Origin of the sequence: Candidatus Vicinibacter affinis (genome assembly GCA_016714365.1) — a bacterium.
Taxonomy (GTDB): domain Bacteria; phylum Bacteroidota; class Bacteroidia; order Chitinophagales; family Saprospiraceae; genus Vicinibacter; species Vicinibacter affinis.
Window position 1 is genome coordinate 1,425,084 of record JADJNH010000005.1, and the last position, 18,449, is coordinate 1,443,532.

Annotated in this window: 16 protein-coding genes and 1 pseudogene; 1 reads left to right on the forward strand and 16 read right to left on the reverse strand. The window is 35.7% G+C overall.

Annotated elements, in window-relative coordinates; translation table 11 throughout:
- The 15 genes and pseudogenes from dndC to IPJ53_05715 form a co-directional block, all read right to left on the reverse strand.
- Positions 1-1,326 carry a DNA phosphorothioation system sulfurtransferase DndC gene (gene dndC, locus IPJ53_05645; GenBank protein ID MBK7798571.1) on the reverse strand — a complete coding sequence of 442 codons (1,326 nt, stop codon included), beginning with the start codon at positions 1,324-1,326 and terminating at the stop codon, positions 1-3.
- Positions 1,327-1,372: 46 nt separating this feature from the next.
- Complete coding sequence (locus IPJ53_05650) at positions 1,373-1,966, reverse strand: hypothetical protein (protein MBK7798572.1); 594 nt, start codon at positions 1,964-1,966, stop codon at positions 1,373-1,375.
- Between the two features lie 5 nt (positions 1,967-1,971).
- Positions 1,972-2,214: a hypothetical protein gene (locus tag IPJ53_05655; protein ID MBK7798573.1), complete on the reverse strand. Its 243-nt coding sequence runs from the start codon at positions 2,212-2,214 to the stop codon at positions 1,972-1,974.
- Positions 2,215-2,632: 418 nt separating this feature from the next.
- Complete coding sequence (gene ggt, locus IPJ53_05660; GenBank protein ID MBK7798574.1) at positions 2,633-4,321, reverse strand: gamma-glutamyltransferase; 1,689 nt, start codon at positions 4,319-4,321, stop codon at positions 2,633-2,635.
- A gap of 124 nt (positions 4,322-4,445) precedes the next feature.
- Positions 4,446-5,408 (reverse strand): ChaN family lipoprotein, encoded by a 963-nt coding sequence (locus IPJ53_05665; GenBank protein MBK7798575.1) that lies wholly within the window; start codon positions 5,406-5,408, stop codon positions 4,446-4,448.
- A gap of 471 nt (positions 5,409-5,879) precedes the next feature.
- Positions 5,880-6,365, reverse strand: a complete 486-nt coding sequence (locus tag IPJ53_05670) for a hypothetical protein (GenBank protein ID MBK7798576.1) — start codon at positions 6,363-6,365, stop codon at positions 5,880-5,882.
- A 116-nt stretch (positions 6,366-6,481) separates the two neighbouring features.
- A complete protein-coding gene (locus tag IPJ53_05675; GenBank protein MBK7798577.1) occupies positions 6,482-6,907 on the reverse strand; it encodes a DUF1801 domain-containing protein in 426 nt (141 codons plus the stop codon).
- A gap of 150 nt (positions 6,908-7,057) precedes the next feature.
- Entirely contained in the window at positions 7,058-8,077 is a 1,020-nt protein-coding gene (locus IPJ53_05680; GenBank protein ID MBK7798578.1) for an LLM class flavin-dependent oxidoreductase, read from the reverse strand.
- A 74-nt stretch (positions 8,078-8,151) separates the two neighbouring features.
- Positions 8,152-9,021 (reverse strand): pirin family protein, encoded by an 870-nt coding sequence (locus IPJ53_05685; protein ID MBK7798579.1) that lies wholly within the window; start codon positions 9,019-9,021, stop codon positions 8,152-8,154.
- Positions 9,022-9,340: 319 nt separating this feature from the next.
- Positions 9,341-9,883, reverse strand: coding sequence for a GNAT family N-acetyltransferase (locus tag IPJ53_05690; protein ID MBK7798580.1), 543 nt, complete (start codon positions 9,881-9,883; stop codon positions 9,341-9,343).
- A gap of 207 nt (positions 9,884-10,090) precedes the next feature.
- A pseudogene (locus IPJ53_05695) lies at positions 10,091-10,557 on the reverse strand (hypothetical protein).
- Positions 10,558-10,968: 411 nt separating this feature from the next.
- On the reverse strand, positions 10,969-12,261 hold the full coding sequence (locus IPJ53_05700; GenBank protein MBK7798581.1) for a restriction endonuclease: 1,293 nt from the start codon (positions 12,259-12,261) through the stop codon (positions 10,969-10,971).
- Positions 12,254-14,176, reverse strand: coding sequence for an AAA family ATPase (locus tag IPJ53_05705; protein MBK7798582.1), 1,923 nt, complete (start codon positions 14,174-14,176; stop codon positions 12,254-12,256). Before IPJ53_05705 ends, IPJ53_05700 begins: the two co-directional genes overlap by 8 nt.
- Positions 14,177-14,254: 78 nt before the next feature.
- Positions 14,255-15,232, reverse strand: coding sequence for a hypothetical protein (locus tag IPJ53_05710; GenBank protein ID MBK7798583.1), 978 nt, complete (start codon positions 15,230-15,232; stop codon positions 14,255-14,257).
- Between the two features lie 700 nt (positions 15,233-15,932).
- Positions 15,933-16,253 carry a hypothetical protein gene (locus IPJ53_05715; GenBank protein ID MBK7798584.1) on the reverse strand — a complete coding sequence of 107 codons (321 nt, stop codon included), beginning with the start codon at positions 16,251-16,253 and terminating at the stop codon, positions 15,933-15,935.
- A gap of 512 nt (positions 16,254-16,765) precedes the next feature.
- On the opposite strand from IPJ53_05715, the gene IPJ53_05720 reads away from it, so the two are divergent.
- Positions 16,766-17,359 (forward strand): hypothetical protein, encoded by a 594-nt coding sequence (locus tag IPJ53_05720; protein MBK7798585.1) that lies wholly within the window; start codon positions 16,766-16,768, stop codon positions 17,357-17,359.
- 285 nt (positions 17,360-17,644) lie between these two features.
- On the opposite strand, the gene IPJ53_05725 is transcribed toward IPJ53_05720, so the two are convergent.
- A complete protein-coding gene (locus tag IPJ53_05725; GenBank protein ID MBK7798586.1) occupies positions 17,645-18,319 on the reverse strand; it encodes a potassium channel family protein in 675 nt (224 codons plus the stop codon).
- Positions 18,320-18,449 lie beyond the last annotated feature (130 nt).

The window sequence follows — 18,449 nt, forward strand, 5'->3', positions numbered from 1 at the left end:
TTATCCTATCTCTGGATTCTTTAATTCTTCAATAAACTGATTCAAGCGGTTATCAATGTCAGATTGCAAACCTCTTTTGCGAATCATCAGAGTTTTGGTTTTTTGCAAAGCCATAAGGTCTTGAATCAATTCAACATCTTTTGGTTCTTGTTTGCATGATTTCTTGAGAAGATCTGCTTCTTGTTTGAATTTTTCTTCCTGTTTGCTCATATCAATTTGAGTTTTGAATATGCGATTATAAATTTGAGATACTTTCGTTTTGAAAAAACAATCTCTAAACCAGTAGTATTGAATTAGGACCATTTCTTGGTGCGTTATCAATTCAATTCCTTCGGTTGCTTGAATTGTGCGTTGGGCTTTTAAAATGCGTTTCAGAATTTCTACACGTGTTTCAAATTTATAGGGTCCCCATAGGTTCTCAGAAATTTCTCCGTTTCGTCTGCGTTTTTCTCTCCATATTTCAGGGTTGTCTCTGGTTTCAATGAGAAAATTTCTGATGTCTGCCAATGGTTGCATCCATTCTTCACCGCTATCAATCAATCCTTCCATTGATTTGTCTTTGTTTACAACGGTGCAAACCCAACAACCGAACCGGCTATTTCCACAACTAGGTGTGGAATCGTCAATAACCAAAGGACAGTCCCCACTATTCGCATTGCGGTAAAGTGTTACCAGCTCTTTGTGCGATCCACCCCAAGGAGGTGGAACTTGATTTAAATATTGCCACAACTCATTTGTTGTTACATCTTTGATTGGAGCATACACGTAGGCATTTGGTAATTGATGTTTGCGCAAACGCTGTCCCTTTACTTCGTGTCGTTTGATAGATGCTGCTCGATTTGAACTCTCATCGCTTCTTGTTCCTAATAAAATAATAGCGGCACCATTTTCACCGATTTTTTCAGTGATTAGTCTTGTTGTTGGATTTATTTTAAGTCTTTCGGTGCACCATCGATAAAATTTATTTGGTGCAGGATAACCAAGTCCAATAAGGCGAACCCAAAAACTGTCATCCAATTTTGGAGTTGTTTCTTCAACAATAATTGGAAATTGGTTAAGGTTTGCTTCCTTCTGAATTCGTTTCAGTGTTTTATTGATAAACTTTACTATTCGTGGATTTTCTACTAAAGTGTCATTGCAAACAACATAAATCTGCCTTGTAAGTAAAGCAGGTTCAATTTTTTTAAGTGCATTCCATACTACTTGTAAAAGCATGGTGGAATCTTTTCCACCACTAAATCCGATTATCCAAGGTCTTGTAGGATGCTCGTCATAGAGGTATTGATCTATTATTTCGTTTTCTAAATGCTGAAGTATTAAGGACATATTTGATTGTATTCAATATTGATTTATTAATTGCGACATTATAAAATTATAATTGTGACTTTATTTGTTTATATTCCTCTGAGTTTCTAAACAAATTAGTTTGTCTATTAAAGTTCTCAAGCACTTTATTTCTAAATAGAGCAATGCTAGCTATTAGTGACAAAAGAAAAATAATTAAATTTAAAATTATTATTCCATTCAATTTTTGATATATAATTAACGATATAGTTGTTATAAGAAAAGATATGATGGACAAATTTGCACAGAGCAAATAATATCCATTATTTAGCTCCGTTTTATTTTTGAATTCAAACGATATATTTTTATCGTAAAATTGAAAATATAAATTTATATTTTCTACTTTATCAATTTTAGGTAGATCCTTTTTTAGTTGATTTATTGGTATTTTATTATTAAAGAAATATAATTTGGGAATATCTAATGATGAGATTGTTAATCCAGTTAGAACGCATATTATAATAAAAATAATGGTTTTATAGGAATCTTCAATTTCAAAATTGTATCTTGTTATAAAATCTTGGGAAAATAATATATCCATCATCATGGTTAAATATAAACCAGGAATAAAGATTCTCAAAATTTCATTTAATGAAAGTTTGTTTGTAAAATCTGTGTTCATTTATTTTAATTTATCCAAAATTTACCATCGTCCATTAACCTGAAGTGTTTGAATAGATTCTTATCTTTAAGTTTTATTCCTTCAGAATGTTTTCTTATTTCAGCTTTCAATACACTAAGAGGTGATTTTGATTTGAATTGATAAAAGTTATTTTCTATTATCAAATCATATATTTCATTAATGTTCAGAGGCTTACCAATTAACTTTAAAGCCTCAAGAGATGCTTCACAAATAGTCATCTTTTTCATATTATGTATTTCCTTAAATTATTAATTAGATTTTGAACAGATAAATCTGATAATGCAAGTAAATTAACTTTTAAATTTTTATCTAGCCTTCTCATTCATGGTGTAATATTGTGCAACTTAAGACTTATTTAGTATTTTCTTAAGGTACATTACAAAAATACTAAATTCTCTATTGTAGTTCATAAATTTTTACTCACAATCTTAAAGTTGTTCTTATAAAGCAAGTATTACATTATATAGAGATTCGTTCGGTGGACAATCGTTTTTCTTTAGGATATCATGATAAGGACGAAAGTTTTCCAAGGCGAAAGGTCATTTTTTATCAAATAGCCCTTTATTATGAATTCAATATATATATAAATAACTTTAATATATATACTAAAAGCTATATTAATCAAAACCTAAATTGGCAAAAGTATCAATACCCCACCGCCCCGCCATCAGGACTGGAAGAATCTGCAGCACCCATATAAATTTTTAAAGCTGGATCATAGGTGATTCCCATTAATGATCCTAGTCTGTCCACTTCTTGCAATTTATGTCCCATTAGTTGAAGTGATTTTCTGGTGTCCGGAGACATGAGATGTTTTTCATAGTAAATGACATCAGGTAGCCATTGATGGTGAATTTTCATGGCTTCAATGGCTTGATCAATTTGCATGTCGTAAGAGAGCACATTCAGGATTGTTTGAAATACAGTATTTATAATAGTTCGTCCTCCGGGACTTCCTATAATCAAAAACGGTTTGCCATCCTTTGCTACTATCGTGGGGGTCATACTAGAAAGCATCCTCTTTTCAGGTGCAATGATATTCGCAGCAGAGCCAATTTGACCTCCTGAGTTGGTAACCCCCGGGACAGGATTAAAATCTCCCATTTCGTTGTTGAAAATAAAGCCAAGTTTGTTCGAACCCATTTTTGAGCCATAGCTATCCTCCAGGGTGTAGGTCAGTGAAACCGCGTTACCATCTTTGTCCACCACAGAAAAGTGAGTTGTATTATTTCCATCATAAGGTTGACCAAATGTGGAAGAGTCACTTCTGGAAGCTGAATTCATATCAATTTGTCGGAAACGATTTTTAGCAAATTCTTTTGAAGTCAATTTTTCAATCGGCATATTGCTGTTGAAATCAGGATCACCTAAGTGTTGTGCGCGATCTGCAAATGTTCGGCGCATCACTTCAGCCAACAAGTGAACATATCCTGTTGAGTTGAATTCAACCTCCTTCAGATTTGCACATTCCATTATGTTCAACATTTCTACCAAGGCAACTCCTCCCGAACTCGGAGGAGGCATTGAATAAATGTCATATCCTTTGTAGCTTCCTTTTATTGGTTTGCGTTCTATGGCCTGATATTTTTCAAGATCTTTTTTGGTGAGAATGCCACCATTTTGTACCATGAATTGCTCAATCTCTTCTGCAACTGCACCCTTGTAAAATCCATCCTGACCTTTATCCCTGATAAGTGTCAGGGTTTTGGCAAGTGCCGGTTGTTTCCATAATTCTCCGGGTCTGGTGAGTGCGCTTTTCGAGTTGTTAAAATAGTTTTGTATAAATGATTTTGAAGAAGATTCTCTGGACAACCATTGTGCTTCCTGATATAAACTCCAGGTCATAGGAAACCCTTTTTGAGCGAGGTCTATGGAGGGTTGTATTAAAACAGACCAGGGCAACTTTCCATATTTGCGGTGCGCCAGAAAAAGTCCGGCTACAGTACCCGGGACTCCAATGGCTTTTATACTGTTGTGATTGAGATCTTCTATCAGTTTGCCTTCATTGTCAAGAAACATATTGGCAGTTGCTGCTAGAGGTGCCTTTTCCCGAAAGTCAATGGTGGTGACCGCACCTGATGAATTCATGTAAACTAAAAATCCACCACCTCCAATATTTCCTGCAGCAGGGTGGGTGACCGCCAGCGCAAAAGCAGTCGCAATACTTGCATCAATGGCATTCCCTCCTTTTTGCAAAATGTCAATCCCTGTCTGTGAAGCAAGTTTATTGGAGGTAACAACCATCCCATGTTCGCCATAAACTTGCGCAGTAAGTTGAGAAAAGCAAAAACAAATTGTTAATAGCAAGGAAATTTTAGCAACATTATAATTCATGTTATTATTGTTTCGTCAAAAACATTTTAAACCTATCCGGATTGATTTATTTGACTACCCAACTTACTTAATTTTTGGTAGAAGATATATTGTGGAAGCACACCATCATGCCAGCAAAAAAAAATTATTCTTTGAAAGTTCGCGGCACACTTGGATCTGTGATGATGATGTAATCTCCCAGGTGTTTGTGTTGACTCCAATCTATATTTGGAAATGAATCATCAGTCCCGGTTGAAATGATAAGGGATTTTGCTTTTGGATGATATTTTTTTAATTGCGTCACGATTGCAAATCCTTCATCACTGTGAAAACGACCGTTGACCTGCATCACTTTCTTATGCTTGTTCTTTTTCAGATAATTTGCAATGGAATAGGCCATCGTTGCATCCCAAAGTGACTGTCCCAAAATTAAATTAAATCCGCCCATTTGCATGACAGGAGCAGCTTTCTTAGTGGTATCTGTGGTGGCTGCAGGAGCGTGTGCCGTCAAGGCCATCAGCTTGTCATAATATTTTCCGGAGGCGGTATCATAGGGCAAGGGTGCAAAAAATCTTTTGGATTCATCGGAAAGAGCCATCAGTGCTTGTTGACCTTTTCTACCGGCAAGATTAGTGTAGCGACTTGGAGCGTTGGCACAAACAATATCCAGTCCATTGGTTTTGGAAAACTCAACCATGGGTTTGTAATCTCTGTAATTGCTCCATACCCTTGCATCTTTTGTAAAGTTCTTCTCACGTATTCCCCCTTTGAGATATTCATTCATGACAGTCTGCACATCTCTGTCAAACATTTCCATGGCAAGTGCAGTGTTGTTCGAATATTTCTGATGCATAGTTTCCAGCATCTTGTTTTCCAGATAATGAGCCACTGAATCATTGTGCTCTTCACCAAAAAAAAGTACCTGATAATTTTGCATGTCTTCTGCAATGTCTTTCAAGGTGACCTCCTTGCTGAGTTTTACCGAATATATCCGATAATTATTTTCTGAAATTTGTCCAACTACAGGTGAGACAGAAAATAAAATGAACAACAAGGAAAGATTTTGAAAAAAAATCAGTGTGCTTGATTTAAGTGAATGATTGATCATACTTGGTTTAAATTATCTTGAGTGAATGTTTAAAATGATAATACGAAACACAGCAATACGGCTTGAAGCGAATGAAAATGAATTAAATCCTGCAAGTTAAGCCGACCAGACAAACTATCTGATGGCAATCGAACTTTTTTGAGATAATACCCAATTTGATTCAAATATTTCCCTGCTTTAAGTGTATTGAAGGTTTAAAATTAATGCTTCCTGAATAGATTCTCGGCATAGGGACCCAATTATATTTTGGGACAAAGCTTAACCGCCACCTTTATGTAGCTTCAGAAAGGCATTCCAGCCATGCTGTCTGATGGATTAAATTACCATCTGCGACTTCAATATATAGTTTGACATCACCAACTATCCGCTTAGCCCGCATCCTTAACTTGTGCAATATTTAGAGATGGCAATATTAAAAACATATTATAATAAAAATATATATAAAAATCAATGTCAATGAGGTTTTTGATGTTAAATTTCTGCCAGAATTACGGTATAGTTTTTACCATATGCTTTAGCACAGGACGGACATGTGGTGTAAAAGAAATACAATTTTTTCATCACCTTGTTTCGGGCTGTTACGAATTTTTTCATTTCTCCAATCCAATCTTCCATCTTGCTATAAGGACCTTCAAACACTTTGGATAAAAAATTTCCGGAAACCCTCGCCATCTCTGAATTGGGCACTTCCTTACTGACGGAAATGTAAACCTCACTGCCCCATAGGGAATTTTCATCTGAAAGCATAAGCGGTACTTCCACCTTTGCGCCCGCCTGTTCAATTTTTTCCATATTCCTTTTCATCACTTTTCCATAATTGATCGGAATGTGAAAAAAACTGATTACGTGATCCTTTACAAATAATTTGTCATTAAAATTCACTTCCTTTTCATCCCAAGGTTCCGGACGGAATCTTTTGCAACAACCGGTCTCTTCCGATTCATTTAAAATTTTCATACTGGACTATTTAGATAGATACGTCGGCTAAGATGCTAATTTATTTTTATTTTTTAAATGACAATTGTTATCAGGAAGTATGACAAGCAACACTTCTAATTATTGTCGCTCTTTAATTATTTATTTCCGTATTTCTTTTGCAGGTATTGGATAGATTCTCTCATAAGAAATTCCAATTTCAATAAGTCTATGTCAGTTAATTTATTTACATAAATACAAGCTTTCCCCATTTTGAATTTTCCAAGGCCATTTAATAAATCCTTGTGCTCCTCCAGACCTGTGAAAACATAAAGCGATATGGCAGCTTTGCGCGGTGAAAATCCAATCAGGGGTGCAATTCCTTCATGCCCGCTGTCATATTTGTAATGGTAATTGCCAAAGCCAATGATGCTGGGTCCCCACATTTTAGCTTCAAACCCGGAAATATTTTCCATAAGCTTGATCAAGCTTAAACTATCCTTTTGCTTTTGTTCAGTTTCAGCAAATGAATGAATGAAATCATACACATTCTGATCGGTTTCTACAGTTTTATTTTTTGCCATTTTATTGATTATTCATTTTTACAATCTCCACATTCAACCAAAATTAATCAGTTGTAGTATATAATATCATTTTTGAAACCTAAAAATAAAATGGAACAAAGGTGGCAGATAGTGCACTGTTTCTTTACATCCAAAGAATCTTCAAAAATTCTATGAATGGCCATTGTTTACCAGTGGCGAAACCTTTTTACCAATTAATTCAATTGCCTGCATGAGTTTTTCGTGTGATAGCCCGGCATCCATCTGGAAGGTAAATCTGGAAATCCCACCAAGGGCTTCACTGTGGCGAAGAATTTTTGCAGCAACTTCTTCCGGATTGCCAACCAATAATGCACCTAAGGGCCCGTTTTGAGCATCAAAACCGGCTCGTGTTACAGGGGCAAAACCACGCTCTTTTCCAATTTGAGTAAACATCTCTGCATAGCCGGGATAATAATTTGCGATGGCTTCGTCTGTTTGCTCAGCAACATAACCCAGAGAATGTAATCCGACTTTTAATTCGGAGAGATCATGACCGGCTTTTTGTCCGGCTTGCTTGTATAAATCAATCAATGGTCTGAAGCGATGTGTCTCCCCACCAATGATGGCAACCATCAGTGGCAATCCAAGTTGCCCCGCACGCACAAAAGAAGCAGGAGTACCACCCACACCAAGCCAAATTGGTAACTTTTCTTGAAATGGTCGAGGATAAATTGGTTGATGCTGAAGCGCAGGTCGAAATTTACCGGACCAGGTTATAAATTCCTGATCACGTATTTTCAATAAGAGATCTAATTTTTCCGTGAACAATGCATCGTAATCATTTAAATTCAAACCAAATAGTGGAAAGGATTCAATAAACGATCCCCGCCCGGCAACTATCTCAGCCCTTCCATTGGAAATTAAATCCAAGGTGGCGAAATTTTGGAAAACCCTCACCGGATCGGCGGCACTCAATACAGTAACTGCGCTCGTCAATCGAATCCTGGATGTCCGAGAGGCGGCGGCTGCCAAAATCATGGAAGAGGCGGAGTCCAAAAATTCTTTTCGGTAATGTTCTCCCATTCCAAATACATCCAGTCCAACCTGATCTGCAAATTCAATTCTTTCTATGAGCTCATTGAGCATTCTGGCGGGATTCACCTTTGTATGCACCGGAGCAGCGGCAAAACTATCAATACCTATTTCCATGTTTGTGTTTTTGATTGCACTCAATCAAACCAAAATAGGAGTAAATGGTTTTTAGTATGGAAAAAGCTTCTCGATTATTCTTCTATGAGCAATCCCATTTTACCCATTTGGTAGTCCCGCATGGCAAGCAGAATTTCTGTTTCGGAATTCATCACAAAGGGACCTTGTTGTACCACCTTTTCATGCAAGGGCGCTCCAGATAATAAAATATATTGTGAGGCTGTTTTTGAAAAAATTTCTACCTCACCAGGGCTTTGGTCGAAAACAACTAATTTTTCGGCTTCGACAAGGCCATACCCACTGATGATGACAGTGCCATTAACAATGTACAGCATGGTGTTGAATTCATCCGGTACTTGGAATGTTTGTTTGCCTGCTGTTGCCGACTCACTCCATACGATCAGCAATTCACTTTCGGTAACTACTTTGGACTTTTTGCCCATTAAGTTTCCTGCAATTAATTTGTTGGACACGAGTTGGTCTTCAGAATGGAAAACATTTAGTTCATCAGAGGGTAAATATTGATAAAAGGGTTGTTTCATTTTATTTGCAGCAGGGGTGTTGATCCACAGCTGTATGATTTCCTGCGTGCCGTTTCGATCAGACAATTCTTGAGAAGGTCTTTCACTGTGGATAATGCCGGCACCTGCATTCAACCATTGTACGTCTCCCTTATGTGCAATTTGACTATTGCCGCGACTGTCACGATGATGGACTTCTCCATCCACCACAAAGGTAACCGGTGAAAATCCCCGATGCGGATGCGGGCCTACTCCCTGATGCAGGGCAGGGGCAAGTTCAGTAAATGTAAACTTACCATGGTGCAGCAATAAAAATGGATCTACCTGCTCTATCCGAATCGTCGGCAAAGCTTGTTTTACCTGAATTCCACCCATGTCAATTTCAACCGCAGGAAGTTGGTATTTTACTTTTTTGTGTACCATTTAGGAAAGAATTTCGGAGATAATTATACAGCAATTATTTGGAGAAAATCAATATGAAGTAAGGCAATATTAAACTTTATAAGTTATTACAAAGATACCGAATTCATTTAGAAAGTTTTACAAAATCTGATAGGAGACAAAGTAACTTTTAGATGTTAATAGCGAATTTGACATGCATGGAAGGAAACTATTTTAGGATCTTTTTCTCAATGAGCAAAATAAATGACATTGAGTACAATGTTTAATAAAAAATTAGAATCCATTATTTTATTAAACTCCATTCTCATAAAATGGAAATACAATGTAGGTTTAAATCGTTTTATTTATAGTCCATTTTCCATTCTGATCTGGTGATTTTCATCCAGTCACACCTGATGTCGCCCCACATGAATTTCTCAATAAATTTCAAACCACATTTTTGTAGGACTGTGCGGGACGCGACATTTTCTTCATGTACCATGCCAATGATCTCAGGTAAATCCAATTGGATAAATCCATATTCTAGAGCTGCTTGGGCTGACTCAGTAGCATACCCACTACCCCAAAACTCCGGAAGTAAGCGATAACCTACATCGTAAAAATTAATGTGGTTATTTTCATATTCTTTAATAAATTTTAACCCACTCCAACCCATAAATTTGCCGGTCTCCTTTTCTATAACTGCCCACCGACCAATACCGTTATCAATGTACTGTTGTCTAATGGACTGTATGACTTTTTTGATTTCTTCTATGTCTTTGACCGGATTATTCCCTAGATATTTATGAACCAAAGGATTTGAGTCCAATTTAAAAAGAAAATCTTCATCTGTTGGGAGTAGTTCACGAAGTATAAGCCTGTTTGTTTCTTTATAGATTTTCATAAAATATAAGGAGCTATTGACAATTTACTTTCCAATACAAAATTGAATGTAATTTTAAACACTAAGTTAATATTTTTAAATTGATTGCTTAAACTTAAACCGCTGTTTGATTAAGTTGCAATTGAGTTGTCAACATTCTTTGTGTTTACCCTATGAACTTTGATACCATTCGCCTAATTTTTAAAGGTAAATGGGGTTTAATTCGTTTTAATCTAAAAGTGCTTTTACCAAAAAGTCTTTCAAATCAGTGTAGTACTGAATATTAATTTTAGTGATCATTTCATCTGATAATTTGGTCAATTGTTTTCTGGCATTCAAGGGTATTAAAAGTGTTGAGGCTCCTTTTTCAACGGCTAATTCAGCAAGATTGACTGCATTGTAGACCAAATCAATTGAACCTCCTAGGTTCAACTGACCAACGATTACTAAACCTCCTTTATTGTTTTTTTCCAGGATGGAACTGCATAGGCCTATTAGTACAGCCATGTTTATTCCATTTCCATTTTTAGATGCATCAAAAGCTCGGAGTTGAATAGAGAATTCATATGCTCATGGATCTCTTTCTCCGATTAATTCTTTTGATTTACTGTATAAATTTTGTTCTGCAAAAGAACGCTTTCCTGGTAAGAAGCGGGCCCAGGTGAATTCTGCCTGGATGCTCCATTCTCTTCCATTTTCCTGAATAAACTGCGTACCGGTACATTGGCATTCTAATAAAAGTTGAATGATGGAGACGGCATTTTCTACATATCCTAAATCTGATTTTGCCACACCAGTATGTAAATAATAGGAATGGCATCAGCATCCCATTTGACCTCAGGAAACACTTTAGCGATCATAAACTTTAGACAAATGGTTGAAACTTGTTTTTGGATGGTTCTAAGTTTCCATAGATGAGTAGGTTGGAACACTTTCCTGTAATACCATAATTACGTGGCACCATTGGTTTTCTGGATCTGGCCATAGGATGACTTCCATCTTAACTGTAAAATTGCTGTTATAGTTTTCTGTCTGCTTTAATACTTTTAAGACTTTATAGTAAATGCTTTGATTCTTTGTATACTTATATTTTTAACTTTGTCTTATCAGTATTGCGGCTGCAGACTTGAGTTTATTTCAAATGCCTCTATTTGCTTAATAATAGTACGACCAATATTTTTGTTTAGCAGGTTGCCACTTTTATCTAAAACAGAAACTCTTGCAATGCCGCAGATATGTCTTTCTGGTCTCGCTTTTGTGCCTATGAACATTCCATTGACATAACTCACACTTTTCTCAAATGCTGCCGATGGATAAAGTAATACAGCAATTTCACTCTTCCAGTATTCGTTGTATGCAAACATCTGTTTTAAATCGGCGTCAGCAGGTACATCATCATCAGGCATTTTCCATTTGGTATCCACAATCACTTTTTTACCAGATTCCCGGTGTTTCATTACAATATCCGGTTTAATGATCTTAGTCACTTCGAGCTCTGAACTTGTCCAAAAATGACGCTGTTGCTGATAACTGACTTCCCAAACATCACCTGCCGCCATTGACAGTTGTCTGTAGATATACTCCTCCCATAATTCATTCATATCAAAAAGCAAAGACAGTATATGATTGTTGCCGTTTGATATATCAGGTCTGTAATTGAGTAATAGCATGGCTGCAATTGCAATAGGTTCTCTATATGGTTCCGTTTTTCTGTCGAAAGTTAGTCTATCAAATAATTTTTGGGTGGGAATTATGCAATCAAGTTCAGGAAAACCAAACAGAAGTTGGTTGGCTTCATCTTTTAGCGAAGGATTGGCTGTAAGATGAAGAACCAACTGTATTGCCTTTTCAAGAATTTGGTTGTATACATTATTCTTGTCATATACTATATGCCTGGTAAAGAATCTTTCTTGATGCACTAGGTTTTTTCGAATTTGTTCCCCAAAAAGCAATTTCCCCTTTAAAGCATACAAATTCTTTTCTTCCTTCCTATATTTTTTAATGAGACCCATCCTAAACAATTGCTTGCATTCGTTTAGGAAGATGCCAAGATAGGCCTCTAATATGTTGTTGTTCTTGAATTGAAGAAATGCTTTCTGGTGGCTCCAGGTTTGCATCCAATGGCACTCCTGTAACATATCTAACAGGAATTGCTGCCATTTTGCTTTTTTACTATCCAATGTACTTGCATCGACTTTGGGCAAAATCTCTATTGTTAATTCATTCACTTGAATTACACCTACATATTGAGCAAATTTTATCCTATCAGGAAAAAGTGTAAAGAATCCTTTTCCATTTTTTTGTTCGTATTCTCCCAATGCCTTCCAGTGGATTTCATCAAATCCCTCTTCGCCTAAGTTCAACGATCCATACTCATATCTCTTAATGGACTTATTCATCTTCGTCCGATCCAGTTTGTTTATTTAAAGAAGTATCGTAAATGGCCTTAAAATCAACTTCAGTTAAATATTCTGCCGATTTCAATTTGTATTGCCAGGACTGATTGTATAGATTGGCTTGATTAGTCCCTTTTGTAAATTTGGCAAAGTCCTTTTTATTTACACAATTCATTTCTTCGAAAAATCGCTCACCTAAAACCATTCCAATTTTTTCAAAGTCACCGTAAAAATATTCTTGCAATAGTGGGAGAATTTTATCTCTGAAAACACCTTGCAACCATACCACATTTTTTTTTGCCACGTTCTCCATAAACCATGCATGTCCAATGGTATGGTCGCTATCCTTCAAAATAGTTAGTCGCTTATTCATTTTCTCTAACATCAACTTCAGATCGATGCCTTCCTCTGTAGCATCGAGCAAGCTAGCATCTGGTGAAAGCTGCTTAAATGAAAATCTCCGCCGCAATGCCGTGTCAAGGGCTTCCACACTTCGATCTGCAGTATTCATGGTTCCTATTAGATATAAATTTGGAGGAACTGCAAAATAATCTCCTGAATATGGTAATGTTACCTTGAGTGCTTCAGGCTCTCCAATCCTTTTGTCATCTTCAATTAATGTAATCAACTCTCCAAATATTTGAGAGACATTACCTCTATTAATTTCATCAATTATTAAAACGAAGTTATTGACTTTATCAGGACTCTCACTAAGAGAGGGAACGAAGACATTTAATTTTTCCAATATACCAGGATAGTATATTCCTACCCCATTTTCCCATGTAGCTCTCTTTTTATAATAAATATCTCTTAGTGTATTGATGCTTAAAGAATGTCCTTCACCTCCACTAGCCTTTTTGAAATAAATTGATTTATTTGAAAATCCCGTTATTCTAAATTCCTTGCCTTCAGTTTTCATACCAAATTTCATATTAGGTTCCGCCTCCCATTTCTCTTTAAATTCATCAAATACATTTTCAAAAGTAACCTTATTGCCATCTTTTTGATGATGACTCAACCAATTACTTTCCGCACGGTTACATAAAGTCTTAAAAATACCATTTACAATATCATATTTTAAATCTCGATCCTTTTCAGGGGGTAAAGGTTTTATTCCTTCAATAAAATCTTCATAACTCAAACTTTGATGGAAAGTAGTAAACACAATTTGGCCAAATAATACCAATTCGTCAAACCTCAATTTTATTGCAGATCTGTTTTCATTGTTTTGACATTTTTTATATAGATTTTCAATTGGTTCATTGTCAATTATGGATACAGCATGGGTAATACTGTGAAATGTCTTACCTGTGCCGGGTGGACCGTACAATATTCTATTTAATGGCTTAATTTTTGCTATTTCATCAAAATCATAATTTGTAACTATATCCTGGTTATCGTAATCATTTCCTAAAAGTGGTCTTATTTTATTTTTGGCTGCTGCTCTCTTTCTAGCCCAAGAAATCAAACTAAAAATGATTTCATGCCAATTATCTGAATCGCCTTTGTAAACTGTGTCAGATTTCATTCCAACTTCAAATAGTGCTTTTTTGACAGTATCTTTACTGATTTTATGTCTTACTGTCATTATGTAATTGTCTTTTATCTCGATTGATTTTGGATTTTCGCTTATAAAATTTTCATTATTCAACGAATAGTTCAAAATCATGTTTTTATTATTGATATCTTCTATAATAATTTTATTTTTTTCTGACATCATGCGAATTAGAAGCTTTTCAACATCATTTGAAAATTGAAAACCTGGATATTTTGAAGGATCATAGGAGCCACCCGGAGATCCAAATGCAATATCATAATTTATTCCCAAGTAGCGATAATCCGAACCGGCAATTAACTGGTTTATGTTAAGGGCTGACATGAATTCTTTCATTTTTTCTAAAAAGCTCTCAATTGTCATATCAATTTATTTTTAGATTTATTTTGCTATCCTCTTTTCCTCCAAACTAAGATTTCTATCATTATTCCTCACCTCAGCCTATGGACTCCCCGGCGGATTCTTCCCTATATCTACACCCCATTTTACATTGAATTTACTGCGGAGTACACCGGCTTCTACAAACGGACGAATATTTAACCGCACACCATCGTTTAAATCAGGCTCCCAACCGATGGGTTGTTGCTCTAATGATTTCCAACGAACAAAAATGTCGTAAGGGGCTTCGCCACGCAGGATGGCTTCTAAGTTTTCTTTTAGTTTTTGTGCGGCACTGAGCAAACCTTCTGCACTGCTTTCGCCTGCATTCTTTCTGGCTACGCATTCATGAATCCAATCATTGAGATACGTATAGGTGAGTTTGGAAAGATTGTCTTTGTCTAATTTGTGGTGATTGACCAAGGCCGAAAAACCATCCTTGTGGCCATCCCAGATATGCCAGATAAATGGACGGTTTTGAAACACCTTGCAATGCTGCACAAAATACACATCCAGCAGCCAGGCTTCTAAGTTGGTGGATTTTGCACCTTCTATTTGCAGTAGTAGGGTAATGGTTTGGTTGATCCATTCTCTGACAAAAACCTGTTGCAAATAATCTCTCAACCGTTCTGAACGGGCGTGTTCGGTATTATCCGAAGGAATACAAAATATTCCATCCTTATCGATAAGATGGTTGAATGATTTTACTCCAGGCTTTACGCTTTGTAAAAACTGAACACTTTCAGCCAATAAGTCATCGTGATTAACCGCATACACAAAAGAAATCAAAGGTTTTTCATTCGGGTCTGAAATTTTCCAGAAGTATTTGAAAGCAACAAATGGTGAATACTGCATATCAAAGCCATACAGCCGTTTCAAATAGTTGGCAGTTTTTTCAACACCTGAGTTAGATTTTTTGCCGGTCACATTTTGCCCTAAAGATTTTAAAAAATTATCGTTTTCGAGGGAATAGGCCATCACCTTTTCCAACTCAGTGTAAATCATTGTTCTGCTTGTATGTATGGTTTTTATTTTAGTCACCTGGGTAGATATTCTGTTTAGTTTTAAGAATAGTCTTAAGAATTTAATAAAAGTACTAAATAATCAGATTGTTTTTGCTAGGGTTAAATTGTTAAAATCTTAATCGTTTAAAAAAACGTATAAAGTATAAGGTCGAGGTTTGATTGGCATAGTATTACTTTTAACTTTACATTTGATCAAGAATTGACTAAATAAATTGAAAAATTTGCTATTAACCATAATGAATTCATAGAAACTTCGTGTTGTTCCAGGTATTTACTCCTGGTTCAAGAGCAAGTATAATACAATTTTTTCCAAATCTGAAAGAAGGTCTTAAAAATGTTAATCTATGAAACTCACAGATTCAGGCTCATTCACTATTTAATAGGATTTATAATTATCAAGAAATTTTAAATAGACATATTGATTAATATTAAAATATTTGAAAATCAACATATTATATTTTTGATTTCAGATTATTGTCAATGTCCTAGGTTCTCAATATGCATTTATATTCAAAAAATGATTGGGATAAAAGAACTCCATATTAATTGAATCAAAAAATGGCACAATTTAAATCTATCAGAACATATTATATTATTATGTAATGTGATTTAAGTGAATTAATATACAGTCGAGTTCTAATCCCTAATTATTGTATTAGGTTTAATACAACTTAAGGCTCTGAGATTTTAAAAACTCAATCTCGATCCCATTATTTTTAAATGACTTCAGGAACTCCCATGCAAGTACCAACTTCTTTAAATAAAGAGGCTTTAAAATGAATCTTTAAATAACTCTTATTTAAATAATTTTTTTCAAAATCATAAGGCTCTATTATGTAGTGGATTTTTTCTGTACCTGTAATGTCATCAATAGTGGAAATCAGTTCCCAGTCTTCTTCGATTTGAGTCTTATCAGCTGATGTATAACCATAAATTTCCACTCGGAAGGGTATCCCATAATCCTCTTTTTCAAATTTTATTTTTATGGTAAAATCCTTACCGGTTGCACTGTAGCGAATGGATTCAATTTGGGCCATTGTAAAGGGTTTAATAGGTTAGATATGGTGACCAAGTTATGAAAGATATTTTATCTTGTTATGTTTTTTAAATAAATAGCCTTCTTCCATTCCGGTTTTATTATTTTCATTCTGCCAAAGATGATATATTCCCCCATAATTCGATCTTAATTTGCCAGACCACATTTTACCTGGGCAATGCAGCTTTTATTCTTGTACCAAACTAAATATTTCTGAAACATCCAACTTGTTAAATTTAAATTCTAAAGCCCACAAGGATGATTTAATGGTGTACCACTTTTCCTTCCCCCAATGAAGGAAATCCCTACTTTTATAGCAGCGTTCTGAATGCAAGCCGTTTTGATTCATAATAAATTTGTATTCTTGATTTTATTTGAATTACGGCCAGGTAATAAATGTGTTAGTTTTTCTCCCAAGGCTGGTGCAGAAAGTAAAACCTCTATAAATCAATATAAATGGAATTATTTTCATATAACCTGTGTTAGTTAAATTCACCTTTAAATTAAAAGCTTATGGATAATTCTAAAATTTCACATATAATAGAGCCGTTCAATCAAGATAATTCGGTTTGTACCTTTATAGGATCATCTTCTATAATTGCTGAAGATGCAGATAAAATCAGTCAACTGGCTTCCATTCTTTCCGGAGCTGGGAATAATATGGTTTTTCGTTCTTTGCACAATAAAGGAGCTGCAGGAATATTTAACTATGGGATTTCTCAGGAATGGAGGCTGCAAAGAATTGTCAAAAGTCATACCTACCTGCATTTCTACAACAGACCCGATGAGGATTGTCCTTCCGGCAAACATATACTCCAAAATCCTGAGCGAATGTTTCCATCTGAACTAACCGACTACCAATACCATGTTCTTGCGAACCATATGGATGCGCTTCATACAGTGGATATACCAATTGCAGGAGATAATGCAGAACTTTACCGAGTATTGATATTGGGAATAAAAAATATGAAGCCTTCATCTGTAGTATTTTTTTATGACCAGCAGAAGAATTTAAACTTTAAAGCTGTGGATTATTGTAGGGAGTTATGCAAGGAACAGAATATTCCTTTTTTTGAAAGCTCTGAATGGATGAGGATGCTGAATTGAATAATCAGGTTTACCCAACTAGAATTTTGAATGAACTTTGTAATATTATGTTAGAATTTTAAAACTCATTCTTCATCACCCTCCTCCGCGTAGAGAATAATTCATTCTGTCTTCATCTTTATAGGTTGCTTTAACAAATATATTTTATTGAAATACAGTTAGGAAAAGGAAGAAGTCAAGCAAATATTTTAAAGTTCCGATTTCTTCTATTGAATGAAAATCACGGAGCATATTTTAATTCTTATGTGAGTTGTATTGAATTCTCTTATGAAAAGCCAATAACATTCACTGGTTTGACCCTTCCCCTTTAATTTCTCCCATAAACCAGGAAGCCATATAAGCAGTTACAGTTCCAAACAAAGCCACTCCGGTTGTCATCAGGATTCCTGCAATGATTCGGCCTTCTGTGGTAACGGGATATTTATCTCCATAGGCGCCGTAATTAATTGTGGAGTATGCCCACCAAATAGCGTCCTCATCAGTCAGGATATTGCTTTCTGGATCGTGTTCCACCTGCAGGATGGCTATGGACGCAAATATGATCATAAAGGTGGCCACTATGGCAGCGGTTCCAAGGGCACTATTGGTCCTTTTTTGATAAACATGGTTCACCAGATGATGTACGGATTTAAAGGCTCTCAGGATTCGCAGCAATCTGATGAGACGGAAAGCCCTTCCTGTTCTCAGGGCATCCACCGCTGGAATACTCGCCAGCAGGTCTATCCAACCCCACTTCATATATTCCAACTTGCTCTTAGCATGATAAAACCGATAGGCAAAATCAAATAAGAAAACCATGCAAATCATATGATCTAGTAAATGCAATATTTTGGATATTTCCGGCGGCAATTTTAACAGGGTGTCAAGCATCAGTGCTACCAACACATAAATGGACAATAAGATAATCAGGATGTTCATGAAGCCTAGTTTCTCAGTTTTTTCCGTTTGTTCTGTTTCCATAAAATTGATTTAAGTTTTGGACAATGGTTGATCATTTCAAATTATTCAACAAACCATGGTTTGTGGTAATTGGTAAAAATAGTGATGATTTTACTCTTCCTTTACTTTCGGAAAAGTACCAGATGAATGA